The sequence below is a fragment of the Nonomuraea sp. NBC_00507 genome (genome assembly GCF_036013525.1).
GTDB lineage: Bacteria > Actinomycetota > Actinomycetes > Streptosporangiales > Streptosporangiaceae > Nonomuraea.
This window is the reverse complement of the sequence record NZ_CP107853.1, coordinates 1,569,396-1,593,223: the sequence shown is the minus strand read 5'-3', so window position 1 is coordinate 1,593,223 and position 23,828 is coordinate 1,569,396. Positions and strand designations below refer to the sequence as shown.

The 23,828-nt window shown below is 68.0% G+C and carries 22 protein-coding genes and 4 pseudogenes; 11 read left to right on the top strand and 15 right to left on the bottom strand.

Annotated features, from left to right (window positions below; all coding sequences use genetic code 11):
• The first annotated feature begins 167 nt into the window (after positions 1 to 167).
• The 3 genes from OHA25_RS08120 to OHA25_RS08110 all read left to right on the top strand — a co-directional run bounded on the left by OHA25_RS08120 (position 168) and on the right by OHA25_RS08110 (position 1,683).
• Entirely contained in the window at positions 168 to 554 is a 387-nt protein-coding gene (locus OHA25_RS08120) for a hypothetical protein (RefSeq protein ID WP_327586962.1), read from the top strand.
• 219 nt (positions 555 to 773) lie between these two features.
• A complete protein-coding gene (locus OHA25_RS08115; RefSeq protein WP_327586961.1) occupies positions 774 to 1,061 on the top strand; it encodes a hypothetical protein in 288 nt (95 codons plus the stop codon).
• 298 nt (positions 1,062 to 1,359) lie between these two features.
• On the top strand, positions 1,360 to 1,683 hold the full coding sequence (locus OHA25_RS08110; RefSeq protein WP_327586960.1) for a hypothetical protein: 324 nt from the start codon (positions 1,360 to 1,362) through the stop codon (positions 1,681 to 1,683).
• Between the two features lie 28 nt (positions 1,684 to 1,711).
• Here the strand turns inward: OHA25_RS08110 and OHA25_RS61215 are convergent.
• The 8 genes and pseudogenes from OHA25_RS61215 to OHA25_RS08070 all read right to left on the bottom strand — a co-directional run.
• Positions 1,712 to 2,074 (bottom strand): annotated as a pseudogene (locus tag OHA25_RS61215) (hypothetical protein); the annotation flags it as partial.
• Positions 2,071 to 3,216 carry a hypothetical protein gene (locus OHA25_RS08100; protein WP_327586958.1) on the bottom strand — a complete coding sequence of 382 codons (1,146 nt, stop codon included), beginning with the start codon at positions 3,214 to 3,216 and terminating at the stop codon, positions 2,071 to 2,073. The gene OHA25_RS08100 and the pseudogene OHA25_RS61215, both read right to left, overlap by 4 nt.
• A 5-nt stretch (positions 3,217 to 3,221) precedes the next feature.
• Positions 3,222 to 5,309 carry a methyltransferase, FxLD system gene (fxlM, locus tag OHA25_RS08095; protein WP_327586957.1) on the bottom strand — a complete coding sequence of 696 codons (2,088 nt, stop codon included), beginning with the start codon at positions 5,307 to 5,309 and terminating at the stop codon, positions 3,222 to 3,224.
• Between the two features lie 25 nt (positions 5,310 to 5,334).
• Positions 5,335 to 6,609 (bottom strand): lanthionine synthetase C family protein, encoded by a 1,275-nt coding sequence (locus OHA25_RS08090; protein ID WP_327586956.1) that lies wholly within the window; start codon positions 6,607 to 6,609, stop codon positions 5,335 to 5,337.
• Positions 6,606 to 9,707 carry a lantibiotic dehydratase gene (locus OHA25_RS08085; RefSeq protein ID WP_327586955.1) on the bottom strand — a complete coding sequence of 1,034 codons (3,102 nt, stop codon included), beginning with the start codon at positions 9,705 to 9,707 and terminating at the stop codon, positions 6,606 to 6,608. The genes OHA25_RS08090 and OHA25_RS08085 overlap by 4 nt, the downstream gene beginning before the upstream one ends.
• A 95-nt stretch (positions 9,708 to 9,802) precedes the next feature.
• The gene (gene fxlA / locus OHA25_RS08080; RefSeq protein WP_327586954.1) at positions 9,803 to 9,955 is read right to left on the bottom strand and encodes an FxLD family lanthipeptide; all 153 of its coding nucleotides are present in this window, start codon (positions 9,953 to 9,955) and stop codon (positions 9,803 to 9,805) included.
• Between the two features lie 353 nt (positions 9,956 to 10,308).
• Positions 10,309 to 10,587, bottom strand: a complete 279-nt coding sequence (locus tag OHA25_RS08075; RefSeq protein ID WP_327586953.1) for a hypothetical protein — start codon at positions 10,585 to 10,587, stop codon at positions 10,309 to 10,311.
• 251 nt (positions 10,588 to 10,838) lie between these two features.
• Positions 10,839 to 11,156, bottom strand: a complete 318-nt coding sequence (locus OHA25_RS08070) for a hypothetical protein (protein WP_327586952.1) — start codon at positions 11,154 to 11,156, stop codon at positions 10,839 to 10,841.
• A 263-nt stretch (positions 11,157 to 11,419) separates the two neighbouring features.
• Here OHA25_RS08070 and OHA25_RS08065 point away from each other — a divergent pair, with 263 nt between their 5' ends.
• Positions 11,420 to 12,598, top strand: a complete 1,179-nt coding sequence (locus tag OHA25_RS08065) for a helix-turn-helix domain-containing protein (protein ID WP_327586951.1) — start codon at positions 11,420 to 11,422, stop codon at positions 12,596 to 12,598.
• Here OHA25_RS08065 and OHA25_RS08060 read toward each other — a convergent pair.
• Entirely contained in the window at positions 12,595 to 13,422 is an 828-nt protein-coding gene (locus OHA25_RS08060; RefSeq protein WP_327586950.1) for an alpha/beta hydrolase, read from the bottom strand. The genes OHA25_RS08065 and OHA25_RS08060 overlap by 4 nt on opposite strands.
• Before the next feature lie 587 nt (positions 13,423 to 14,009).
• Positions 14,010 to 14,144, bottom strand: a pseudogene (locus OHA25_RS08055) (transposase); the annotation flags it as partial.
• Positions 14,145 to 14,194: 50 nt separating this feature from the next.
• Between OHA25_RS08055 and OHA25_RS08050 the strand changes: the two are divergent.
• Positions 14,195 to 15,545: pseudogene (locus OHA25_RS08050) on the top strand (ISAzo13 family transposase); the annotation flags it as partial.
• A gap of 783 nt (positions 15,546 to 16,328) precedes the next feature.
• On the opposite strand, the pseudogene OHA25_RS08045 reads toward OHA25_RS08050, so the two are convergent.
• From OHA25_RS08045 to OHA25_RS08035, 4 genes and pseudogenes are all read right to left on the bottom strand, one after another.
• A pseudogene (locus OHA25_RS08045) lies at positions 16,329 to 16,809 on the bottom strand (IS256 family transposase); the annotation flags it as partial.
• 291 nt (positions 16,810 to 17,100) lie between these two features.
• Complete coding sequence (locus OHA25_RS61210; RefSeq protein ID WP_442942176.1) at positions 17,101 to 17,376, bottom strand: DUF6355 family natural product biosynthesis protein; 276 nt, start codon at positions 17,374 to 17,376, stop codon at positions 17,101 to 17,103.
• 146 nt (positions 17,377 to 17,522) lie between these two features.
• A complete protein-coding gene (locus OHA25_RS08040) occupies positions 17,523 to 17,867 on the bottom strand; it encodes a hypothetical protein (RefSeq protein ID WP_327586949.1) in 345 nt (114 codons plus the stop codon).
• Between the two features lie 628 nt (positions 17,868 to 18,495).
• The gene (locus OHA25_RS08035; protein WP_327586948.1) at positions 18,496 to 18,942 is read right to left on the bottom strand and encodes a hypothetical protein; all 447 of its coding nucleotides are present in this window, start codon (positions 18,940 to 18,942) and stop codon (positions 18,496 to 18,498) included.
• Between OHA25_RS08035 and OHA25_RS61205 the strand changes: the two genes are divergently transcribed.
• The 5 genes from OHA25_RS61205 to OHA25_RS08015 all read left to right on the top strand — a co-directional run bounded on the left by OHA25_RS61205 (position 18,866) and on the right by OHA25_RS08015 (position 21,200).
• On the top strand, positions 18,866 to 19,093 hold the full coding sequence (locus tag OHA25_RS61205) for a tyrosine-type recombinase/integrase (protein ID WP_442942175.1): 228 nt from the start codon (positions 18,866 to 18,868) through the stop codon (positions 19,091 to 19,093). The two genes, OHA25_RS08035 and OHA25_RS61205, sit on opposite strands and share 77 nt — an antisense overlap.
• A complete protein-coding gene (locus tag OHA25_RS08030; protein WP_327591240.1) occupies positions 19,090 to 19,341 on the top strand; it encodes a hypothetical protein in 252 nt (83 codons plus the stop codon). Before OHA25_RS61205 ends, OHA25_RS08030 begins: the two co-directional genes overlap by 4 nt.
• Positions 19,272 to 19,871 (top strand): tyrosine-type recombinase/integrase, encoded by a 600-nt coding sequence (locus tag OHA25_RS08025; protein ID WP_327590945.1) that lies wholly within the window; start codon positions 19,272 to 19,274, stop codon positions 19,869 to 19,871. Before OHA25_RS08030 ends, OHA25_RS08025 begins: the two co-directional genes overlap by 70 nt.
• Complete coding sequence (locus OHA25_RS08020) at positions 19,868 to 20,857, top strand: tyrosine-type recombinase/integrase (RefSeq protein ID WP_327586947.1); 990 nt, start codon at positions 19,868 to 19,870, stop codon at positions 20,855 to 20,857. Before OHA25_RS08025 ends, OHA25_RS08020 begins: the two co-directional genes overlap by 4 nt.
• Positions 20,858 to 20,969: 112 nt before the next feature.
• Positions 20,970 to 21,200: a hypothetical protein gene (locus OHA25_RS08015; RefSeq protein ID WP_327586946.1), complete on the top strand. Its 231-nt coding sequence runs from the start codon at positions 20,970 to 20,972 to the stop codon at positions 21,198 to 21,200.
• Between the two features lie 438 nt (positions 21,201 to 21,638).
• Here OHA25_RS08015 and OHA25_RS08010 read toward each other — a convergent pair whose 3' ends face one another.
• Positions 21,639 to 22,214 carry a TetR/AcrR family transcriptional regulator gene (locus OHA25_RS08010; RefSeq protein ID WP_327586945.1) on the bottom strand — a complete coding sequence of 192 codons (576 nt, stop codon included), beginning with the start codon at positions 22,212 to 22,214 and terminating at the stop codon, positions 21,639 to 21,641.
• Positions 22,215 to 22,433: 219 nt separating this feature from the next.
• On the opposite strand from OHA25_RS08010, the gene OHA25_RS08005 reads away from it, so the two are divergent.
• Positions 22,434 to 23,804 (top strand): DHA2 family efflux MFS transporter permease subunit, encoded by a 1,371-nt coding sequence (locus OHA25_RS08005; RefSeq protein ID WP_327586944.1) that lies wholly within the window; start codon positions 22,434 to 22,436, stop codon positions 23,802 to 23,804.
• Positions 23,805 to 23,828: the final 24 nt, after the last annotated feature.

Here is a 23,828-nt window from a genome sequence, read left to right as displayed (position 1 = left end):
CCGATTCAACGGCGATGCCGCGTCCGCTGGCCGGGACTCGACGGGCATTCCCGGCCATCTCGCACCCCTTCATCAGAGTCGCCCAAATTGCGCACACGGCCGCCATCGACAGAACGGGCGAAATGCCCGGATCGAAACAACGCAGCCACGCAGCTCATGGAGACGCCATGCAACGAGTAAGCGCACCCACCATGCCCTCAGCCGCCCGGGCCGCCCAAGCGTTCATGTGGGCCGAGACGGCGTTGGCCCTCACGGTCGCCGGACTCTTCGTCTGGATCATGGACGATGTCGGCAGGCATCCTGCCGCCGTCGTCGCGCTGACCACGGGAATCGCCCTGTACGCCGTGGCGGTCACGATGCTGACCTGGATGTTCTCCACCCGCCGCCATTGGGTGCGGGTCACCGCGTGCATCTTGCAGACCGTGCTCATCGTCGTATCTGGCTTGGGCCTGCTGCAGTGCCCGTCCATGCCGATGGTGTTCGCCCTGGCCCTCGCGACCCTCACGCTGTGGCAGCTGTGCACCACAGCCGCCACCGCGTGGTTCTCCGAGTGACAATAGACGGACCCGAACATCCCGTGCCCCTGCTCGGTCGCGGCTGACCTCTCTATTCGGTCTTTTCTGCGACTGCAGGGGCACGGCCACGCGTGGACTCACGACGAGGGTGGGTAGCGCGGGAGACTCGAGCAACCCGCTCGTCAGATAGCTTTCACGCTGTGTGTGCAGCGCGGGCATGCGCGACGTCGCAGATACCGGCGCGTAGCCAGACTGGGGATGGGTGGGCACAGCCCACGCCACCGCCGGCAGCGGGCGCCGCCACCACAGCAACCCGGCACGCCGGTGCGCGGGGTGCACCAGTTGCACAACCTGGACGGGTGGCTGATCGCGGAGTGGCCGCGCGATGGCGGCGGACTCCAACTGCAACAACCCGACGGGAATCTCTTCGTGTACGCACTGTGCGACCTCGACCCGAAATGGATCGCCGCAGCACAGCACTACAACTGGGTGCTGGTGCTACACGGCCCACGCCTCGGTGTGCGCGAGTCGCCCGATCGGCACTAGCCATCAGGGCGAGCCCGTACTGGCAACCGCCCGAAAGGATGGTTTGGTCACCGGCGGGCTCATGCGGTGGGGGCGGGTCCGCACACCGTGGTCCGGCTGTAGAGACGGAGAAGGGCCCGAACCCTCAAAGGGCGGGCCTTCCTGCTGCGCGCCCTTCTTCCGAGTTGCGCCATGTGACCAACCGTATGACCTGCTCAGCCTGCTGATCAGGAGAAGGACGGACCGTCCACGAAAGTCACGGTATGGCGGGCCGCACTGAGCAGGGACACAAGCGCGCATCCCGCGACACCATGCGCTCATGGCGGCGGCATCCTACTACCTGCTCATCGAGCAGGGCACCGACTACGACCGTGTCCTCACGCTCCGCTCCCAAGCCGAAGGGCGTCCGCCGCTCGACCTGACCGGCTGCACCCTGCGCGGGCACGTCCGCGCCCACCACGGCGCCGACGCTCTGCTGCTGTACGACCTGGCCACCGGCGGCGGGCTCACCGTCACGGACGCGGCCGCGGGGAAGGCCACTCTGCGGATCCCCGCCGCCACCTCGACCGGGTGGACGTGGAGCTCGTGGACGCCTGGCTCAGCATTGGGCCCGGCGGGACCAGTTGAGGTACCAGTCCCTTGACCGCCGGCTGGAAGAACGCTCCTGCCGCGCCGGTCACCATCTCCAGGCCCACGAGCGACCAAACTGATGCTGTCCCGGTCAGTACCAGCGTGGCCGTGATGAGCTGGCTCACCCCGCATACGAGCTGGCACGTCACGATGACGGATAGCCGCGGCAGCCGGTCGGCCACCACGCCAGCGGCGGGGGTGACCACGATGAAGGTGATCAGGCCCCCCATCAACACGAACCCCAGCGCGGCGGCCCCGCCGCCGGACTCGATGATGGCGAACGCAAGACCAAGCGGTGCAACGGTGGTCCTGATGGTCGAGGAGATCCTCGCCAGCGCATATCGGCGATAGCCGGCATTGGTGCGCAGAAGCTCGACGGGGGGCGCGAGACGTTGAAGCTTCATGGAGTAGGGGATGTCCCTCCTCCGACGTCACGCTGCTGCGTCATGGCCGCCTCCCAGCTCTCCTTGATCGTGTTCTCGCTCCGCTGCACCGCCGCGCATAGGTCGGCCATGAGGTGCACGGACAGGACACCGCGCCCGAGACTCGACAAGTGCACAGCGCTGGCCAATGTCGCCCGCTCACGTTCGCTCATCAGCCCTGCGCACGCCTTGTGCTCGAGGATGTCTCGCGCGGCATAGCCGTCTGCCGCGTGGATCGTCTCCTTCACCAGTCGAGCGGCTACGCCTGCGGTTGCGCCCTGCTCGGCGCCTGCCAGGTCGAGGATCGTCAGGCCCAGTCGCACGCGGAAGGCCAGTAGCCCGGGTGCGGGCTCGAGCGCCAGGTAGCGCTCATACATGGCATCGGTCGGGGTGTCGGTTGCGTGCCCGTCCTGCTGGAGGCATAGGAGGGTCAGGCAGGCGGCGACGGCTTTCTCCCACGCCTCGGTCAGGGTGCTCTCTTGCAGCAGCGCCAAGGCGGAGCTCGCGTCGCCCGTTGCGCAGTGCGACAGGATGGCCACCTGCCGGCCGTCCAGGAGGCGCATCCCGATACCGCGTCGACGGCGCAGGTGCTCGTGCGCATCCTTCCAGCGGCCCGCGCTGGTCAGCGCGCGGGTGCCGTCCGCGAGGAGCACGCTCCACAGCCATTCGCACACGCGTGCGTGGTCGTCGGCGGTCGCTGTGAGGTTCGCTGCCGGGATGGTCATGCCGTCGATGACGGTGTCCCGCCGTGACGCGGTGGCGTCGAAGAGGTCGGTCAGGAGCTGGAATGCGGAATCGCTGTCGCCGTCTCGGATGGCCAGCCGTGCCAGGTTGACGAGGGGTTCCAGGGCGCAGCGCGCGGCCTGCGCGCCCAAGGGGCGGGCGCGCAGATACGTGGCGGCGTGGCGGTGACACATTTGCCTGGCCAGATCCGGTAACCCCACGTCGGAGGCCAGCAGAGCCGCCTGATTCCAGACGGCGGACGCGGACTTCTGGTCCCCCATGGTCACGGCCGACTCTGCGAGGGCGCGCAGTGCGCTGATGCGGTCGTCGAGCGGAGGGCAGCCTGGACGCGGGCGCGCGACGAGGGGGAAGCGGCGTGCCAGTGGCCCGGTGGGGTCCATGCCGGCTATTCCCAGATGACCATGATCTGGTGGTGGTCCCGGTCGAGCGCGAACCGGCCGGCCGCCGGGTCGCTGAAAGCGGTGTCGTCGGGGATCGTGAAGCGGGCAGTCAGGCCTCGCCAGTCGCTATCCCACAGGCAGATTTCCTCGGCCACCTGATCCATGAGTCTGGTGGCGGAGGGGCCGTGGCCGACGACGCCGATCTCATACAGCTTCTGGCCGTCCTCGGGTTGCGTAGGTCGGATGGCGAGATAGACGAGGTCGCGATCCTGGACCGTAGCCATGGAGCCCCACGGGAACATGGGCGTGACCACGCCGCGCTCCTTGGCGTCGGGCGAGGTGTTCATCCGCATGAGGGCGTTGTCCAGACGCAGGCACAGCCACAGGTCGAGCCACTCCAGCGACACCTCGGCGGGGAAGTGCACGCCCGTCCAGTCCTCGTGGCGTTCGCTGGTCAGGACACCATCCAACGCTGCCGGTTCGACGGTCTGGTCTTGGTGGACTTGAAGGGTCACGTCCTGCTCGGGGGTGAGGTGGATGTAGCGGCGGGCGTCGTCGCCGATCCCGCGCAGCGGCATGAACACGGTCTGCCTGCTGTCGAGGCTGTGCCAGCAGTTGTCGTTTCGCTCGAAGACGATGCTGCGCGAGCTGGTGCCGCGCAGCCGCAGCGGCACTACGAGCCGCCCGCCCGGGGCGAGCTGCTCCAGCCAGGCGTCTGGGATCTCGTAGGCGCCCACGGTGGCGATGATGCGCTGGTAGGGGGCGCCGGCTGGGTGGCCGAGCGCGCCGTCGCCGAGGACGACATCGACGTTGCCGGCGCCGGCGGCCGCGAGGTGGGCGCGGGCGCCGGTGACGAGGTCGTTGTCCACGTCGATGGTGGTGACGTGGCCGGTGTCGCCGACGATGGCGGCCATCAGGGCGGCGTTGTAGCCGGTGCCCGCTCCGGCCTCCATGATGCGGTCGCCGGGCTGGGTGGCGAGCTGTTCGAGCATCGTGGCCACGGTCCATGGCTGGGAGGCGGCGCTGATATTGACGCCGGCGTCGTCCTGCTTGATGTAGACGGGGGTGTCGGCGTACGCCTGCTCGAGGGAGATGTCGGGCAGAAACAGGTGGCGTGGGGTGCTGCGGAAGGCGGCTTCGACGGCGGCGGTGCGGATCACCTTGTGCTTGAGGAGTCGGCGGGTGAGCTCGTCGCGGAGTTGGTCGGCGGAGGCAGCCGACCGGTCGTCGCTGATAGTAGTCACTGGATTCACCTTAGTTATCGGATGAGTGATGGGAGGCGACGACACGAAGTCATCGCCTCGGTGGAACACGGTGTCCACCGCCAGCGCGGCCAGCGCAGCCTGATCCTGGATCAGCAGGCCAGCGCGGTTGGCGTGGAAGATGATGTGGTGAGCGAGTACCGCCCGCAGCCCGCGCGTCAGCCGTCCCTCGGCTGCCAGCTCGGCCAGGGCCCGTCCGGCGCGCTCGAACGCGGCCACCCACTGGTCGTAGCCGGCGAGAGCTCCACCACGGGCGGGGTCACACAGGCGCCGGGTGTCGGCGGCCATGAGCCGCTCCATCGCCGCGCCGAGTTTGGCGGCGCGCGCTGCCGGGACGAGCTCCTGCCCGGCCGGGCGGAGCTCCGCCACCTTGGCCCACACGTCGCCTTGCTCGTACCGGTCGAGTACGGCGGCGCGCAGCATCGCGTAGCACAGCACGACGCTGGTCTCCCGCACACCCAACCGCAAGGGGTCGGTTTCCGCGGCGCGGGTGAGCAGGTGGCGGCTGTCGTGGTGGAACAGCTCGTGGGCGGTCTCCATCGCCGCTCCGCCGCCGAATGCGTGGATCTCCGGCTCGTAGCGGCCGTGCGCCCAACCCTCGATCCGGCCTTCTCCGGCCAGCGTGTCCAGCAGCTCGGCCACTGCGGCGGGGGCGCTGCTGGCCCGCATGCGCAGCTTCCACGGCTTCTTGCGGACATACCACCAGCCCTGAACGATGCCCTCGTCCTCGAGGGCGGTGAGCGCGGGCAGCAGCGCGCGGGCGGCGACCTGTTCGGCGGTCTGCCGATCCGGGAATCGGATGTTGTACTGGCGCCAGGTGGGGGTCGGCATCGGGTGATGGTCCTTCCGGCGGTGTTCAGGTGATGAGCAGGCAGGAGTCCCACCCGGAATGAGGGGGTGCCCCGGTGGCGGGGGCGAGCACGGCCAAGGCGATTCCGGCGGCTCCTTCCAGCAGGGCGGGCCCTGCTGGGCCGCCGAGCAGGGAGGCCGCCACATCCTGCGGGTCGGCCCCGGGTGGCAGGACTTCGTCCAGCACGACAGGCATCAGATCGCGCAGGCGGGAAGCAGTGGCCGGGTGGGCGTTGGCGATCACGCGGGTGATCAGGTGGGCCATTCCCGCATAGCCGTGGCATAGCGAAGCATCGGCGGTCGGGGCGCGGTGCGCCGGGTCTGCCATTGCCTGGGCCAGGGCGTGCCCTGCCATGTTCAGGCGCCGGTTGTCGCCCATCGCCAAGGCGGCGAGCTGCTGGGCGCGGGCCAGACCTGCGGTGCCGTAGCACCAGCCTGGCCGCTGTGGGCCGTACAGTTCTCGGCGTCCGGCGCGCAGGTGGTCCCGGTTGATCCAGTACGGCCAGCACGGGCCGGGGCCGGTGTCGTTACGCCACTGGTCGAACCACTCCAGGATGCGCAGCATCGCCTTGAGGTGGCCGGCCGCGGTGATGCCGCGCCGGGCCGCGAGCGCCAGTAGGGCCAGCGGTCCGCCGATGCCGTGGGCCAGCCCGAAGTTGGCGTGCCCGCCGGGGAAGTCCGGGTGGGGGTGCCCGTCCGGGCTGGATGGGCTCCACCAGCCGGGCAGGGTCTCCCCGTCGTCCTTCACGGGTTCGGTGAGCCGCACCAGGTACTCCAGCACCGCACGCATGGTCTCGCCGTCCGGTTCGCGGCGCAGCAGGTAGGCGCCGAGCCCGGTCAGACCGCGGATGACGTCGAACTCCGCCACGGCGGGCAGGTGCCCGGCGTCGATGCGGGCGTGGGCTGACTGGACGCGGCGGCGGACGTCGCCGGCGATCGTCGCGTCCAGGTTCTCCAGCGCCCGCTGGTAGGAGCTGGGCATCCGGCCGGCGGCGCACGCGATGGCGTGAGCGGCGGCGGGCGCGCCGTAGAACAGGTGGCTATCCGGGCCCGAGGTGAGCGGCGCGCTGGTGATGGAGGCCAGCCACTCGTGGGCGCGCTGCCACGGGCGCAACTCGGCGGCGGCTAGCTCGATGTGCAGCAGGGCGATGCCGGGCGCCCCGTGCGCGAGCGACTGCCGCCACCACGGCCGGGACGCCAACGCCGCAGGTGCGTCATTCGAACGGGCCATCCTGTCGGCCACCGCGACGGCCAACTCGGTGGCCAGGTGCCGGCCGGTCACGACTGGCTTCCGATGTGGGCCCGCCAGGACAGCGCGGCGCAGCGCGCCAGGTACAGCGCGATGGCCTCGTCGTCGAAGTCGATGCCGCAGGCGCGCACGAAGTGAACGTGCAGTAGCGAGCTGAGCACGTCGTCGAAGGCGATCCCTTCGGTGTCCGGGCCGGGGAAGTGGGCCCGGTAGTCGGCCATGGCCTGCTCACGGAGCTGCCACGCGGCGACGATCGCCTCACCGCCCTCACGGGCACGCAGCGCCGCCCAGTCGTCGCGTGGGTCGGCAATGCGGACGGCCTCGGTGAAGATCGGGCGCGGCACTTGGCGCGGGGCGGCGGCGGGGATGTGGTCGATCAGCCACCACATGCCCGCCGATGTGCTGCCGGTGAACGCGGTGGCGATGGCCACGGTGTGTGCAGCCACGAGCGCCTGCCGGTGGGGCCGTTCCGGCAGGCGCAGTTGGTCAAGCACCGCAGCCGAGTCGGCGGCGAACACCGCCTCGGCTGCGGCCATCGCGGGCCCGCCACCCCACCGGCCGGTCTCGGGGTACGACGTGGGCAGCACGAGCTCGCGCAGCAGGCCCGCCTGGCGCAGTTCGTCGGCCCAGGTGGCCACCGTCAGGGCCGTCTCGCCGAACGCGGACGGACCCGGCAGGGCGACGCGCAGGCGCAGGTGGTGGTCGGGGTCGCGGTAGCGTATGAACCACCAGCGGGGGTAGCCGACCCGGTCCAGCAGGTCCGGCAGATGTTCGGCGAGCAGGACGTCCTGGCGGTGCAGGTCGCCGTACAAGTGAGCGAGCAGCACCGGCGAGCGTGCAGGCAGGTTGCCGCGGTCGCGGCCGACGATCCGCGCCCGCCTCGGGGCGGGAACGGGCGGCCACGGCGGCGGTTCGACGGCGGCCACCGGCACGACCAGTTCGTGGGGTCGGCCGCCGCACCAGCCGAGATCCTCCGGCGCCGGCGCTTCGGCGAGCACGGCATGGGAGGCATGGTCCAGATGGGTGCGCAGCAGGACCCGGTGCCCGGCGTGGTCGAGGTCGAGCGGCAGCAGCCGATCTCCCTGGATCAGGTGCACCCGGCGGGGCAGGCGGCGGCAGGCCCGCCAGCCGGTCAACGCGTCGTCCCACACCGCCCACGGCTCTGCGCGACCGGGCAGTTCGGTGGCGTGCAGCCGCCACTTGGCCGGGGCCAAGACGGTGCGGCCGTGCCGTACGCGGGGCAGGAACGGAAGGTGCTCGGTGGCCCCCCAGGAGAACATGCCGACCTGGGCAGTCTGGGCGCGGCTCAGCTCGGTCAGGAACCGGGCCAGCGGCGGTGTGTGGGCGCGCAGGTTCAGCGCGTGCAGCGCGGCGGCTTCCAGTCGTTTGCCGAGCCGGGGCGCGGCCAGATACAGGCGGCGGCCGTCGCAGCCGACGTACAGGTCTTCCACGCCCAAGACGTCCTCGCCTGCGGCGCGGTGCTCGCCCAGGCTGATCAGGGTGGGCCAGGTGCGCGGGGCGCGGGTCACGTGCGTGGTGGCAGGGTCCAGCGGCGGGAACGACAACTGCGCCGCCACCGTGTGCTCGTCGCCGCCAGGCAGGTCCGCCAGCGCGCCCGCCAGCCGAGCACCGCCGTCAGGCGGGAGCACATGCAGGAAGCGGCCGGTCAGCACGCCGGCAGCCCGCGAGACGGTCACCACGTGCACGGTGAAGTCCCCCCGGTCGAGCGCCCGCTCGTGGGCGGCGTGCACGCGAACCCCTACCTCCAGATGGGACGGCGGGCGCAGACGCTCGGACCCGAGCATCAGATTCTGGATCAGCGGCTCGTCCAGGACGATCTCGTCGCAGCCGTCCAACGCTGCGGCCTGGGCGAGGGCGAGCAGGTGTTCGTCGCGGCTCGACAGCGGCGAGGGCCGCTCCCGTGTCACCGTGCCGGGGTAGCCGTCCGGCCATCCGATGCCGCTGTCGGCGACGACGTCCAGCACGGGCACCAGTGACCCGATGCCGTACCTCTCGTAGAAGCGCTGGTGGTAGGCGCGCCATGCGGGCGTGCCCACGGGGTAGGCGCTCAACCGGGTCAGCACCAGCGCAGCCTGTGCCACTTCTGTGGCGACCTGCTTAGGCAGGATCACCTCGGCGTCCAGCCGCAGATCGAGCGCCAGCGGGTGCCGCTTGGCCGGCGCCACCTTCCGCATCCGCTCGGCCAGCTCAGCCCGCACCGCGCGGTCCTCTGAGGTGGGCGTGCTGTTGTGCTGCTCGATCCGGGCGTGAATGTCTGCCAGCATCTCCGCCATCCCGGCCAGCGACGGCACCGCCAGCGCGCAGGCCTTCTCCAGTTCGCGCACCAGGTGGCTCAGCGCGTCAAGCTCTGTCGCGGGTGCGTGCAAGCTGGTGAGGAGCGCGCGGCGGGCGACCAGCTCGCCGAGCATGCCCGTGATCACGCTCGGGGGCGTGTCGGGGAACTCCGCCCGTAGCTTGGCGGCCACCTCCCCCATGGGGATCGGCGTACGGGCTGCCTGCATGACGGTGCGCACCGCCGCGGTGTAGCGCAGCGACACCTCCACCGCCGCCGTCCCCTTCTCACGCGGCTGCGGCAGGTAGGGCACGATCAGACGGTCCCCGCGCACCATCGTGGTGTTGTTGGCGACCACCGGCAGCCGGGGCAGCAGCGCCCGATTGTCTTCCAACCTGGCGATGACCTCGGCCAGCCAGCCCGCCTCCGCGGACGCGAGCACTTGATGCGCGTTCCCCCAACGCGATGCCGACTGCGCGGCGAACCTCGCCGGGGCCACCCCGGCGAGGAGACCGAAGGGCATGGCACGGCCGGTCATGCGCAGGAGATAGCGGGAAACAGCGAGCACCGCGCGCCGCATCTCCCGCACGTCGGCCTCGAGCCCGCCACACAGCCCCTGCACCTGTTGGGCCAGCACCGGGCTGGCGTGCTGCACCGCCTCGGCGATATCGCCGACCTTCCAGACCTCCCGCAGCCAGGCCAGCCAGCACGCGGCCTGCTCGGGCGATGAATCGGTCAGGTCCGGCCATGGCGGCAGGTCGAGTTCGACGTGGGCCACGGCACGGATGAGCGTCGCTCCGGTGAGCCGGAAACCTGGGGGGTGAGCGTGGGAACGCACGATACCTCCGGGCGAAGTGAGGGGCGGGCGGTGCCGCCGGCCGCGAACACTCGCGGCCGGCGGCACGCCGAAAACAGGAGGGTGCAGGTCCTAGATCAGGAGCCGCCGTCCGTGACGCAGGCGCCACAGGTGCTGGTGCAGCCGTCGTCCGTGACGTTGATCAGCCCTCCGGGGTCGGCCACCTCCACAGTTCGGGCATCCAGGTCGAACTCGAGGGCACGCGTCGGCGTGCTGGTTCTGGATGACATCACGTCCTCCATCGTTGAACCTCCCCAGACCGCTCCGGCCCAGGGTCTTGCTAGCGGCGGCCCGCACGTACGGCGGAACCGCCTTGTCCCGCCGCTAGGGGCGGAGCTTGGATACCGAGCGGATCGCTGGGACCGACGTGGCGGTCCCTTGGCGCCTGGTCTGGTGTCCGGAGATGGGCGCCGTTGGGGATATGGGAGGGACGACTGAGACGTGCGGTCGAACAGCATGCGCAGGGACCTGCGCACAACGGTGAACAGCCGTGCGAGCTCCGGTCGGATCATCGCGTCGCTAGGCACGTTGGGCGTCCAGGGGTCGCCGTATACGAGGATGATGAGATCCATCCGGACTCCTCTCACATCGCGTATGTGCGGGGCAGTGGATTCAAGTGGGTGGCGTGGAAGGGGCGAAGGATCCCCTCTTGGCGGTGGAGCTCGTAGAGGAGCAAGTCGTGGTTCGGCCGCTGCACAACCTCCACAATCCCGGCGTTCCTCATGGCTCGGGTGATCTCCACGCACAGGCGCGCCTGCCAGCACTCCTGGCCGGATTCATCCGTGCCGCGGATGAACTCGTAGGCCGGATAGGTGCTGCGGAGAGCGGAAAGTTGCAGGTGGGCAACTGTTGTGGGGTTCATTGATGATCACCGTGTTGCACTGTGGGGAAGAAGGCGGCCGAGAGTTGGATCTCGCAGCCCACGGCCGTGCTGGTTCCCGTCGTGGGCTGCGAGTCGAGTCGGCGCGGGCCCGAGGGAATGGAATCGGGAATGTCGGCCCGCGCTGTGGTGTGCGGCCGGCAAAGGGGCAGCTCCCCTATCCGCGCGCCGGCCCGCGCCAAGACTTGGCGAGGGTGCGCACGGGGCAGCCTGCCCAGCCACGTCTCGTCTGATCACCTGGATACCTCCAGGAGCTGGAAGAGTTCGGCGGAAACCGGCACCTGGACGGCTATGAACGGGTGCGCCGGAATGGCCTGGGTGGCGGCCTGCAACAGCACCGGGTCTGCGTTGAGGACGTTGCGCCACAGCTCTCGGAGGTTGTCGCCCGTCACCGGGGTATTGGCCTCCATGGCGTAAGCCGGGAACGCCCGGAACTTACGGCTCCAGGGCTCCCACATGACCTGCCAACGGCCGGCCCACGACTCCTGCAACTGCGCGGCCAGCCGCCGCGCCATCTCGGGGCTCAAGGTCTCGGTCTCGCTGGCAGCCATGTCGGAGCGATCCCTGTGCGATCGGCGTCTAGCGGCTCTACGCTTTTTCATGGGTCAGGACCTCGATTCCTGATCTAGGCCCCGGGTTTCCCCGGTGTTCACGCACCGAGGCCGGGGCCGCCCTTTCGTGGTGAAGGCTGCTGGTGGCTGCGGCCCTCGGTAGTAGCGTTGTCAGTACCGCGAGTCATGGTCTAGGGGTGGACTGTCCGCAGCAGCGTCCGCGAATTTGCGGACACACTTGCGGACGTGACAGGGAGCGCCGCATGGGCATGGAGACGTTCGGTGAGGCGCTACGGCGCCTACGTCTGGGCGCCGGTATGTCCTTTCGCGAACTGGCCGCTCTGGCTCATTGCAGCAAGACCCACGTCGCCGATCTCGAAAGCGGACGACGGCCGCCAACCGCGCCTATCGCAACGGCACTCGATGAGGCGCTCGGAGCGGGCGGTTACCTCTTGGCCCTGGCCGATGACAGGAAGCGCGCTGTTGTCTGGCCAGCGGCGAGTGTGGACGCGCTGCCGCCTGTCGCGGCGATCCTTGCAGATCCTCGCCGCTATATGGATGGTTCCGTAGTGGGGGAACTGCGCGTCCAGCTCGACGCGAGCAAGGCAGATGATGGCATCCTCGGTCCGTCAGCGGCTCTGCCCAAAGTGCAGGCCTTGATCGCGGTCACGCAGCACTCCGTCCGCGAAGTTCGGCCCCAGATTCGACGGCAACTGCTGGGTGTGGGAGCTGATGCTGCGGAGTTCGTGGGCTGGTTGTACCGTGATCTAGGTGATTTGCCTACGGCAACGTACTGGTACGACCGGGCAATCGAATGGGCGCAAGAAGCCGACGACGGCCCCATGCAGGGCTACGTGTTGCTGCGCAAATCTCAACTCGCCTATGACCGGCGCGATGCATTGAAGGTGCTCACCTTGGCTGAAGCCGCTGGACTTGAGCGCTGGCAGTTGCCGGCGAAGGTCAGAGCCGAGGTCGCGCAACAGCAAGCCCGCGGTTATGCCATGGTCGGTGAACCTATGGACAGGGTGGAGCGGGCGCTCGGCGAAGCCCTCCAGTGGCTTGACGAGTTCGAGAGCGGCCGCGACGACAGCGGCACACAGCTCAGCGGTAAGTACAGTCGTGCCGACCTGACTCTGCGAACCGCCAGCTGCTACATCGAGGCCGGACAGCCAGCGCGGGCGGCTGGGCTGTACCAGGAGGTGTTGCAGAGCAAGTCGCTATCTCGCCGGGACGAGGGATACTTTCTGGCTCGCCGAGCCTTCTCTCTGGCCCTAGCTGGCCAGCCCGATGAAGCCGCTACCGTTGGCCTGGTGTCGGTGCAACTTGCCAACGCCACCAGCTCCCTGCGTACCAAACGTGAACTGGGGCGCGCCGTTCGTGCCCTCGGGCCGTGGGCCGCACGGCCCGGACCAAGAGAGCTGGATGAGGCACTACGTGCTTAGCGCTTCTCCTGCGTCAGCCACTCGGCCACCGTCCGGATGACGAAGGCTTGCCACTCCTGGCTCTGCGGGTCGAGATAGCGCGGGTCATCGTGTACGGCGAAGCCGTGCTGGGCACCGTCGATCTCGACCAGTTGGCACGGCGCCTGGAACTGCGGGACCGCTGCTCTGGACGCTTCCACGGGCACGAAGGTGTCCTTGGTGCCGTGCACGATGAGCGTCGGCGCAGCCACTTCCCCAAGTGCTTCGTGGGGACGCAGCCAGAACACCTCGTTGTAGATGGCCCGTCCGTGTCTGAGAGTCGACGAGTGGAAGAGGTAGCCCTGAGTACGGAGCTCCGCCGCTGCCTCGTCGGTCAGATAGTCGTTCTGCCAGAAGGGACGGCTATCGATCGTGCGCTCTTTGTAGTTCAACCGGGGGTTGAGCAGCACTAGGCGAGAGATGTCGTCCGGGCACTTGGCGGCGTAGTAGGCCGTGATCCCGCCGGTGAAGCTGGTACCGAGCAGGCTGAGGTTTGCCGCGCCGGTCGCGTCACTGACACGCCGTAGCGCTACGCGGATGTCGTTGAGGATGGCCGAGAGAGTTAGTTCTTCTTGTCGGCCCTCGCTCTCCCCGTGGCCGCGCAGGTCGAAACGCAGGGACGCCAAACCGAACTCGCTCAGACCGGCTGCCAGTCGCTTGAAGAACCCACCCTCCTCGCGCGTCACGCCGCCGCCGTGGACCAGGACGACGGCGTGACCAGGTGGTTCAGCTGGTGTGACGAGTGTTCCGGCAAGGTTGAGGCCGTCGAGCGTACGGAAGGTGATCTCATGCTCGGTTGAAGTCACTTACAGCAGCATAGGCACGGCCCTGGACTCGCGGAAGCGTTGGCGCGGGCACACCGCCACCTGCCTGAGGCAGACCTACCGCGGCCTGGCGACGTAGATCAGATGCTCAGCAGCAGCGCCGCATAGACCGCCGGCTGGCTATCGACGATCGTGCCATCCCAGTCGAAGATGATCGCCGCGTACTGCTTAAGAGTCTCAACATCCATCATTGCGACCGTCCGGCACGTCGACTACGTGATCATTGCAGGTCTTCCACGTTATTTGGAGTTGGAGTACGCCGGAAAGCGGCGTGGCCGGCATCGTCGTGCCCGTCGGTGTTGGTGAGGGTGGCCGACAGGTGCACGCGTACCCCACCGCGCGTTTCCGGTGGGGCCGCTCACGGCAGTCTTTCGTACCCGAGTTGCCCTGACCGCGCACGCGCTCGCCCAAGCCCATCCGGACCCACAACTGTCCTCGCTGCGCACCGGAGAATCGGCTGCGCAGGCTTCTGGATCAAGATCCCCTAGACTCTCTGCCCACGTGATCACGCTTGAAGCTTGCCCTGGCCAGCGCACGTGTCACAGCCAGTGCAGCTAGCCGCTGGATGACTGGGATCCCCACTCGGCCAGGGCGTCGAAGGCGGCCTCGATGGTAGGCGCGGTATAGATCTTGCGCAGTTCGGCGGCGACCGCGGTGCGGTCGCGGCGGGCCACCGGGCGCAGCGCGTTACGCACCAGGTGGAGTTGTAAGGAAACAACACGGTGCTTCTTGGTTTCCGGTTCGATGGGGCGGTATGGCCATCCCGGGCGAGGTCCGCGATCAGCTCACGTTGCGGTTCGCGGTGTTGTTGCCGCATCTGAACGAGCGTCAGCGGCGGTTGGCGTTGGCGACCGAGGCCCGGTTGCTGGGGCATGGGGGTGTTCGGCTGGTCGCGCGGGTGGCAGGGGTCAGCGAGAGCACCGTTCGCAAGGGCGTGTTCGAGCTCGAGGCCGGGGTTGAACCGCTGCCTGATGGGCGCGTCCGGCGCTCGGGTGGGGGCCGGTTGAGGGCCGAGGCGGTTGATCGGCTTCTGCTACCGGCGTTGATGGGGCTGGTCGAGCCGGACCAGCGAGGTGACCCAGAGTCCCCGTTGCGGTGGACGACGAAGTCGCTGCGGCACCTGGCCGACGAACTCACGCGTCAGGGGCATCGGGTGACCGCGCCGACGGTGGGCCGGCTGTTGAAGGAGAACGGGTTCAGCCTGCAGGGCACCGCCAAGGTCTTGGAGGGCGATCAGCATCCTGACCGGGAGGCGCAGTTCCGTTACATCAACGCGCAGGTCAAGGATCATCAGGCGGCGGGCGAGCCGGTGGTCAGTGTGGATGCGAAGAAGAAGGAGCAAGTGGGGTTGCTGCCGATGGCCGGGCGGGAATGGCGGTCTCGCGGTGACCCGGTGCAGGTCGAGGACCACAGCTTCTGGGCCGGCCCGAACGTCGAGACGGTCGTCCCTTACGGGATCTACGACATGACAGCGAACACCGGGTGGGTGAACGTCGGGGTCGACCACGACACCGCAGCCTTCGCGGTCGCCTCGCTCCGCCGCTGGTGGCAGGCGCGCGGTCGTCTGGACTACCCGGATGCGTCCCGTCTGCTGATCACTGCGGACGCGGGCGGGTCGAACAGCTACCGCTACCGGCTCTGGAAGGCCGAGCTGGCCGCGTTCGCCGCCGAGGCCGGGTTGACCGTCACGGTCTGCCATTTCCCGCCGGGCACCTCGAAATGGAACAAGATCGAGCACCGGTTGTTCTCCCACATCACTATGAACTGGCGCGGACGGCCATTGACCAGCCACCAGGTCGTCCTCAACACGATCGCGGCCACCACGACCTCGACCGGGCTGAAGGTCGAAGCCGCTCTGGATCCCGGCTCCTATCCGACCGGGATCGCGGTCAGCCGCGACCAGCTCCAAGCCCTGCCGATCACCGCGCATACCGAACACGGCGCCTGGAACTACAGCATCGCCCCAGCCAGCGGCACGGCTGTCAACGACGGCCGCCCCACCGCGCGCCGATCAGCGGGCCGCAGCTCGAACGCAGACCCTGCGATTGCTCACCGACCCCCGCCTGACCGGCATGAGCAGTGACGAACTCAACGCATTGCGGGCCCGGCTTGCTCCGGCCCAGGAGGCTCGAGCTGAGCAACGCCGGTTCGTGCTGCGCGGCGGCCGACGGGTGGCCACCACCGGCCGCAGCCGCGCCCTGCTCTCCAGCTCAGACGAGGTCCTGATCACCGTCATCTATCTGCGGCAGGTCTGCCCGCAAAAAGTGCTGTGTGACCTGCTTGGGATCAACCCGGTCACCATCGGCCAGGCGATCAAAGCCACCCGGCAGCTCCTGGACGAGCAGAAGCTCAGCATTACCCCGACCGTCGTCCGCTACTTCACCCGAGCCGACGACCTACGCGCCTGGGCCACCAGCACCCACCCCGCCGCGCATACTCCGGCGCACCCGACCCTCCGCGCACTGACCGCCCCGCACTTGACCGGCATGAACCGCGACCAGTTGGACAGCCTGCTCGAGAAGCTGATCGTGCCCTACGCCGCCGCGATCGAACAGCGCCGCCACCGCCAACGCGGAGGCAACCGCCGCCCCGGCACCCGTGGCGGCGTCTTCCGCCAGAAGATCACCGACGGTGATCGGATCCTCGCCACGATTCTCTACCAACGCGGCGTCTGCACCCTCAACGTTCTCGCAGAACTCTTCGACATCAGCAAAGGCACCCTCTGGAACGCGATCAACGACGTCTTGCCCGTCCTCGACACCCACCACGCCCCGATCACCCCCGCAGAGCACCGCTACGCCACGGCCGCCGACCTTCTCGCCTCGATCCAGGCGCCACAAGAACACCCCGCCCCCGGGAAACCAGCATGTTGATTCTTGGCAGCCACGGTGCACCACGCAGCGCTGAACCGTAGTGTGCGGGAACGCCGCGTGGATGGCCTCTTCGAAGCCGGGCAGGCCGTCGGTGCAGGCGATGAGGATGTCGCGCACGCCCCGGTTGCAGATCGGTCATCACCGCACTCCAGAACCGGGCCGATTCGCCGGCGGTGGCGGTATCGAGCGGGGTTTTGGCCAGCCAGATGCCGAGCACGTGCTTGTCGCCGTCGGTGTCGATGCCGATCGCGACATAGGCGGGCTTGGCCTGCACGGTGTGGTTGTCTCTGACCTTGACCACGATGGCGTCCAGGAACACCACCGGGTAACACGGGTCCAGTGGCCGCGCCTGCCAGGCCTTGACCTCCTCCAGCACCTGGTCGGTGATGCGGGAGACCTGCTCGTGGGACAGTTCGGTGTCGTAGATCTGCAGCAGGTGGTGCTGGATGTCGCGCACGCTCATGCCGTGCGCGTACAGGCTGATGATCATGTCGTCCAGGCGGCCGGAGACCCGGCCGGCCCGCTTGCCGACTTCCAAGTCCGCTCCGGCCAGGCGATCCCATACCATTGGGCTCTGGTCAACCTGGCCTTCAGCCTCTGCTGGCTACACGACGGCCATCCAGATGACCGCCTGAAGGACCTCAGCCGATCGGCGCCTGTCCGTCTCCGGCGAGCCAGCTTGCCACAGCATAGGAATGGATAAGGCCGGGCGGCCCGAGGATGAAAAGGGTCAGTGGTACACCGCAGCCGTCATCATCAGCCGGCTATAGTTATGTGGGTACCTTGCTCAGCATGTCCTGCCGACGTAATAGGCGCCCGTGACGCCGGGGGTAATGCCAGATAGACTCTTAGGACCAAGGTGGGTGATTCCGGGTCCGACACACCGGTCGTAATCGTCGGCGAATACCATCTCCACCCGGATAACGACCCGAGTCCTACTGTCACAGTGCTGGTAATAAGCCTGCGTTCCCTCGGGGTAGTAGCCGCACGGGGCTTGAGGGGATGGAGAAGCTGCGGTCGACGAGATAGAGGCCTGCGCGGGAGTACCAGCTATGGTGAGCATTCCGGCAGCGATTGTCACAGCGGCCAAAGTCTTCCAATTCCATCCGGACATGCGAATCCTTTCTCATTCGTCCAACCTAATAGTGACTCCTGCATCAATGTTGCACTATCGCCCTTTCAGCGTCCTGTCTTCTTTCTGTCACCACGTTATGTGTCGTCAAGAAATCGTAACTCTTCGGGGTTAAGTGGGGTTGGTGGGTTTCCCCTCGTATCGTTGAGGTATCGCCTATAAGGAGGACGGGCGATGGCAGAGACACGGCGGAGGTTCGATCCGGATTTCCGGGACGGCGCGGTCCGGATCGTGGAGGAGACCGGCAAGTCGATCGCTGAGCAGCCGGTGACGGCGGCGATGGTGCGGCCTTCGACCTGGCCGAGCAGGCCCTGTTCGCCGGACAGATCGACGAACCCGGTGTGCCGGCGCTTCAGCGCCGTCGTCCACGTGCCGGTGGCCTCTTCCAGCATCCGCCGCGGCCGGCCGCGGCGGGCCTTCATCGATGCTCGGAACGGCGACCGGCTCGGGCTGGGCGGGCGGCGCCCGGCGGCGTGCGCGGTGAAAGCGCCGAGACGATCGGCCAGGACATCTCGTGATCCTGGGCCGATGGGATCACCGTCGGCCCGCCATCTCCCACGACGGTGCCGGCGGCTTGGCGTAATCGCCGGGTCAGCCGGGAGCGTGCCGGGATCTGCGGCGCCTGTTCGGTGAACGTCTGACGCGGGCAGGACGCCTGGTCACAGCACCAGCGACGCTTGCGCCAGCGCAACGCACACCGCCGCCCGCCGCCCGGCAGGTCCGCGGGCGGGTGCTCACCCATTCCTTCATCCGCACCGCGGCAACTCCGCACTGCGGGCCACATCTGGCCCGTTCATCCGCGGTGGCCAGGTGCACCACCGGCCCGTCCTGCACTCTGTCACCTGCGGCGACGACCTTCGCGACACTCATCCCATCCCGGCCGAGCAGCAGCGCCGTATCGTTGACAAGCTCGCGGCTTCTCTGACGTGATCTTCCTATCTCAACAACAAGAAGGATCATCGAGAGCCACTAACCTCAGCTATTCAACCGGGGCGGTAGCTGTGCTCTAGAACATGAGAAAAGGTGCCCCTGAACTGCAATGCCGGTGAGTTAAGACATTTGCGCTGGTGAAGGTGCCTTTCTTAAGATTTTGATCTTGTAGCTGGCCCTGGTGGCCGGTTGCGCAGTGTCACGCTTCTTGGTCGGGAAGGTGTTCTTGGCCGGCTTCTTGACGCGCTCGCACTGACGGTCGCGACGACGTGGAAGCAGGTCGTCGAGAATGTCGCGGACGGCGTTGCGGCGGGCTTGGGCGGGTTCTGCTGATGCACTGGCCGCGTGGTCGCGAGCGACGCGGACCGTCACAGTGAAGGAAACACGGTCCGGGTCGATGCCGACGGCCAGGGCCGCTTCGCACTTCAGCGAGCACAGCGCTTGGTAGACGGCGAGCAGCGCGAACAGTTCCTGGCAGACCAGTTCGGGGATCGTCGCGGACGCCGCCCGGCGCGCCGGGATCCCCGGCCGGGTCCACGCCCATAGGCTGCGGCACTCGACGGCCACCGCGATGCTTCGCGGCGGCGGGTCGCTGACCGAGATCGGGCAGGCCCTTCGCCATGCCCGCCCGGCAACGACCGCGATCTACGCCAAGGTCGACATCGATACGCTGCGGCCGCTGGGCCGCCCTTGGCCTGGGCAGCAGGAGACCGCATGACGGACTCCGGACGATCGCTGCGGGACGCGCTGGAAGACTACCTGGCGCTGCGCCGCGCGCTGGGTTTCAGGCTCGCCGCACCCGCCCGGCTGCTTGGCCAGTTCGTCGGCTACCTCGAAGCACGCAGTGCCAGCACGATCACCATCGCGCGACCCCCTACCTCTACTCCGACGCCGAGATCAGCGCGATCATCACTGCAGCCGGCGCCCTGCGGCCCCGGTTCCGGGCGGCCACCTACCAGGCCCTGATCAGCCTGCTGACGGTCAGCGGCATCAGGATCGGCGAAGCACTCGCCCTCGACCGCGATGACCTCGACGCCGACGACGGCATGCTCATCGTGCGGGACGCGAAATTCGGGAAGACCCGGCTGGTCCCACTGCACCCCAGCACGACCGCCGCGCTGACTCGGTACGCGGAACTGCGGGAGGAGCATCATCCGCGCCCGGCCGCCCCGGCGCTGTTGTTGTCCACGGCCGGGACACAGCTGCTGCACAGCAACGTCGGCCTCACGTTCACGCAGCTCACGGCCCAGGCCGGACTGACCCGCCGCTCGGCAGCCTGCCGGCCCCGGATCCATGACGTGAGGCACTCCTTTGCCGTCGCTACCGTGCTCGGCTGGTACCGCGACGGCGCCGACGTCGCGGCAATGATGCCGCGGCTGTCCACCTACCTGGGCCACGCCGACCCAAAGCACACGTACTGGCACCTGTCGGCCGCCCCCGAGCTGATGGCGCTGGCCGGCGACAGGCTGCACGCGCACCTGCAAGGACAACCGTGACCGCCCTCGCTCCCACTCTCCAGGCGTTCTTCACCGAACGGCTGGCGCTGCAGCGCCAGGCCAGCGGCTACACGATCGCCGCCTACCGGGACGCCATCAAAATGCTGATCGTCTTCTCCGCCGGGCAGGCGGGCAAGACCCCGTCCCGGCTGGACATCACCGACCTGGACGCGCCGGTGATCGGCGCGTTCCTGAACCACTTGGAAAACGACCGCGGCAACAGCGTCCGGACCCGCAACGCCCGGCTGGCAGCGATCCACTCCCTGTTCCAGTACGCCGCGCTGCGCCACCCCGAGCACGCCGCGGACATCCAGCGGGTCCTGACCATCTCGCCCAAGCGCTACAACAAGGCCCTGATCACCTTCCTCACCGAGGAAGAGATCACGGCCCTGCTGGCCGCTCCCGACCTGGCCACCTGGACCGGACGGCGCGACCAGGCCCTGCTGATGCTTGCCTGCCAGACCGGGCTGCGCGCCACCGAGCTCACCAGCCTGACTATCAGCGACGTCCATCTGGGCGCCGGCGCGCCCGTCAGCTACCTGGGCAAGGGCCGCAAGCAGCGCATCACCCCGCTCACCCCCGCCACCGTGACGGTCCTGCGCGCCTGGCTCGCCGAGCGCGGCGGGCAACCCGCCGACCCACTGTTCATCACCCGCCGCGGCACCCCGCTCAGCCGCGATGCCCTGGAACGGCGGATCGCCAAGTACACCGCCACCGCCGCGGAGTCGTGCCCGGCCCTGCGCGAGAAGAAGGTATCGCCCCACGTCCTGCGTCACTCCGCGGCCATGAGGCTGCTCAACGCCGGCGTCGACACCTCGGTCATCGCGCTGTGGATGGGGCACGAAAATACCGCCACTACGCAGGTCTACATCCATGCCGACCTGGCGCTCAAGGAACGGACGATCGCCCGAACCGCACCCCAGAACACGACGCACGGCCGCCACCAGCCGCCCGACGACGTGCTCGCGTTCCTCGACGAACTGTGATTATGCCGAACATTCACGCCCGCCGACGCGGGCCACCGCCCGCTCCCGCCGCATGGTCGGCACAACCGCGATGTCCGCATAAGAGGCGGAGCTGTACCTGATCCGGCAGCGGATGCTGGCGGGCAAGCTCGCCAAGGCCGAGCGCGGTGAGCTGAGCTTCCAGCTGCCGATAGAGTACGTGCGCCGCCCGTCGGGAGAGGCCGTCTTCGATCCCGATGAGCAGGCTCAGCACGTGGTCCGGCTAATCTTTTCCTCCTTCGCCCGACTGGGCACGCTGCACGCGGTGCTGCCAGCGACCGCTGGCTCCACCACCGCGCCGCCGCCCTCAACCTTCGCCGCCTGATCAACCTCGGACTCACCCACACCAGCGGCATCTGGACTCTCGCCCCGATCACCCTAGGACAAGAGGGTGAGCCAGCTCATCCAGACCCACCCCACCAAGATCTTCAGGACGCTCCCGGACCCGGGAACCCTCTACGGTCTCAGGCTGAGCAACTTCGAAGGCCACGTAAGGCAGGGAGTCGTCGCGAGGAACTCGCGGATCTCGGCTAGGCATGCCTCGACGAAGCCGCGGTTGTGCTCGTCGGCGAAGGATCGCATCAGCGCAATGCCCTCCAGGCCGACGATGTTCTCCGGTGGCCTTCCGGTTGAGGAAGCCGGTAAACCTACCCATCACCTTCGTGAGAATACACGGTGAACTTGGGAAACAATCAGTGCCGTCGTGGGAATCGATCTTCTTATCCCTTTCCAGCGTCCCGAGCCAGACCTGCCCATAACGCCACTATCGGCGGGCGTAGTTGCCGATGGCAGGTTCCAGTAGGTCGAATGCCTGCCGGGCCGCTTGGGCGAGGGCAGCAAAGATCTGCGCAGAGTCTTCGCCGCCGAGAATCCGACGCTGGCCTTCGTCGAACAGCAACCGCTCCACGTCGGCGAGCGCTGCAGCGACAAGGCGAGGCGCGATCCCGCTGTCTCCGGTCTCTTCGATAAGGACGGCGGCGAGCCTGGCCTCGGCATAGCCGTACAACTGATGCAGGCGCGCCTGCAGGACCGGCGTGTTCAGCACCAATCGCTGCCAGTCGGCGTCCTCGTCGGGGATGGCAGGGTCTCGGCGGCGTATCCGCTCGGCATAGTCATGGCGGACCGCGTCTAGGGCCGACTCGCCGGTCGCACGCGCCGACACCGCACGTGCCAGGCGGTTGACTAGGTCCTCGTGCAGATCCAGGACGAGATCTTCCTTAAGCGGAAAGTGGTTGGTGACAGTCATCTTGGCCACCCCCGCGGCGGCCGCCACGTCGGCGATGGTGACGTCGTCATACCCCCGCTCCACGAACAAGCGAGTCGCGACATCCGAGATCATCTGCCGTGTCTCCCGCTTCTGTCGCGTACGTAGGCTCTCCGGCCGTTCTGTCACGAGCCCCCCTCCTTCAATAGGTCTAGCCTAGTCATTAGGTTTGACATGTTCATTAGGTCGCACCTAGCATCTACGCATGTCTTATGGACTGACCCTAAGGGTCCTGCGATGACTGTCCCTGCACTCGGTTCCGCCAGGGAGCGACTCGATCCCCGCCTCCTTCGCATGGGGATCGTCCTAATTGCCACCCCCGTCCTGGCCACGATTGACGCTACGGCCGTTGGTATCGCAGCCGACGCGATGGCAGCGCACTTCCGCGCCCCACTTACCGACGTGCAGTGGGTGGCTACCGCCTACCTGCTTGCAATTGCGGTGGTCATGCCTTTGTCGGGATGGCTGAGCGAGCGATACGGCGCCAAGCGGATGTGGATCATTGCCGTGGTGGTCTTCACGGCAGGCTCAGCCCTGTGCGGCCTGGCCTGGTCGCTGCCGGCCCTCGTCGCCTTCCGGCTCGTACAGGCTATCGGCGGTGGCCTGATGAACCCCATAGCGCAGTCGATCCTGGCTCAGGCGGCTGGTCCTTCCCGGATCGGCCGGGCCATGACCGTACTGATGGTCCCTGTTATGTTCGCCCCGGTCCTGGGGCCGATCGTCGGTGGTGTGGTCGTTCAGCAGCTGGACTGGCGCTGGATTTTCTACCTCAACTTGCCGATCTGCCTGGTTGTCCTGCCGTTCGCGGCCCGTCTCCTGCCCCGTGATGAAGACCAACCGCAGACCACGTCGCGACTCGACGTCCTCGGCCTCGCACTGCTGTCCCCCGGGTTGGCACTCGTGGTCTACGCATTGACCATGATCGGCGGCCACGGCGGGAGCGTTTCACCCAATGTGGTCATCGCCCTCGTCGCTGGACTGTTGTTGATCGCCGCCTACCTCCTACACGCCTTGCGCACCCACATACAGCCGCTGATCGACGTGCGCCTGTTCGCCGGGCGCGGCTTCACCGCCGCCTGCGCGACCTTCTTCCTGCTCGGCGCTTCGCTCTACAGTTCCATGATCTTGTTGCCGCTGTTTTTCCAACACGTCCAGCACGCAAGCACGTTGTCGACGGGTCTACTACTAACCCCGCAGGCGCTCGGGGCCGCCGCCGGCTCGTATGTCGCGGGTCGACTGACCGACCGCTACGGGCCACGCGCCGTCGTTGCCAGCGGCCTCGTCCTCTCGCTCGCTGGCCTCCTCGCCTTTACCCAGGCCCCTGCCGAGCCGGGGATCGGACTGCTTACCCTATGCCTCGTCCTGTACGGGCTGGGCATCGGCGGCGTGTCCACGACTACCATGACGGCCGCCTATAGCTCCGTCGAAAAGCGCCAGACACCGCACGCCGCCGGCGCGCTGAATGTGCTCTACCGGCTCGGCGGTTCGATAGGTACCGCAATTCTCACAACCGTGCTGGACAGCCGACTACGCCAGGGCGCTGCCCCGGCGGCGGCTTACGCAACCACATTCTGGTGGGCCTTCGGCCTATGCCTCGTCGCTCTCGTTCCTGTGGCGCTCTTCCCATCGTCACGACGATCCCAGCAACTTGGAGCAGCTGATTGATCGGATGGGCCAGAAGGCAGTCCC

Excerpts from the sequence above, each read along its gene's own strand:
- OHA25_RS08100 (WP_327586958.1), bottom strand. The coding sequence starts at position 3,216 with ATGGACCCCACCGGGCCACTGGCACGCCGCTTCCCCCTCGTCGCGCGC.
- OHA25_RS08015 (WP_327586946.1), top strand. The coding sequence starts at position 20,970 with ATGCTGGCGGGCAAGCTCGCCAAGGCCGAGCGCGGTGAGCTGAGCTTC.
- OHA25_RS08070 (WP_327586952.1), bottom strand. The coding sequence starts at position 11,156 with ATGGCTGCCAGCGAGACCGAGACCTTGAGCCCCGAGATGGCGCGGCGG.
- OHA25_RS61210 (WP_442942176.1), bottom strand. The coding sequence starts at position 17,376 with ATGCTCACCATAGCTGGTACTCCCGCGCAGGCCTCTATCTCGTCGACC.
- OHA25_RS08075 (WP_327586953.1), bottom strand. The coding sequence starts at position 10,587 with ATGAACCCCACAACAGTTGCCCACCTGCAACTTTCCGCTCTCCGCAGC.
- OHA25_RS08030 (WP_327591240.1), top strand. The coding sequence starts at position 19,090 with ATGACGGACTCCGGACGATCGCTGCGGGACGCGCTGGAAGACTACCTG.
- OHA25_RS08005 (WP_327586944.1), top strand. The coding sequence starts at position 22,434 with ATGGGGATCGTCCTAATTGCCACCCCCGTCCTGGCCACGATTGACGCT.
- OHA25_RS08010 (WP_327586945.1), bottom strand. The coding sequence starts at position 22,214 with ATGATCTCGGATGTCGCGACTCGCTTGTTCGTGGAGCGGGGGTATGAC.
- OHA25_RS08110 (WP_327586960.1), top strand. The coding sequence starts at position 1,360 with ATGGCGGCGGCATCCTACTACCTGCTCATCGAGCAGGGCACCGACTAC.
- OHA25_RS08065 (WP_327586951.1), top strand. The coding sequence starts at position 11,420 with ATGGGCATGGAGACGTTCGGTGAGGCGCTACGGCGCCTACGTCTGGGC.
- OHA25_RS08115 (WP_327586961.1), top strand. The coding sequence starts at position 774 with ATGGGTGGGCACAGCCCACGCCACCGCCGGCAGCGGGCGCCGCCACCA.
- OHA25_RS08120 (WP_327586962.1), top strand. The coding sequence starts at position 168 with ATGCAACGAGTAAGCGCACCCACCATGCCCTCAGCCGCCCGGGCCGCC.
- fxlA (WP_327586954.1), bottom strand. The coding sequence starts at position 9,955 with ATGTCATCCAGAACCAGCACGCCGACGCGTGCCCTCGAGTTCGACCTG.
- OHA25_RS08040 (WP_327586949.1), bottom strand. The coding sequence starts at position 17,867 with ATGAAGGCCCGCCGCGGCCGGCCGCGGCGGATGCTGGAAGAGGCCACC.
- fxlM (WP_327586957.1), bottom strand. The coding sequence starts at position 5,309 with ATGCCGACCCCCACCTGGCGCCAGTACAACATCCGATTCCCGGATCGG.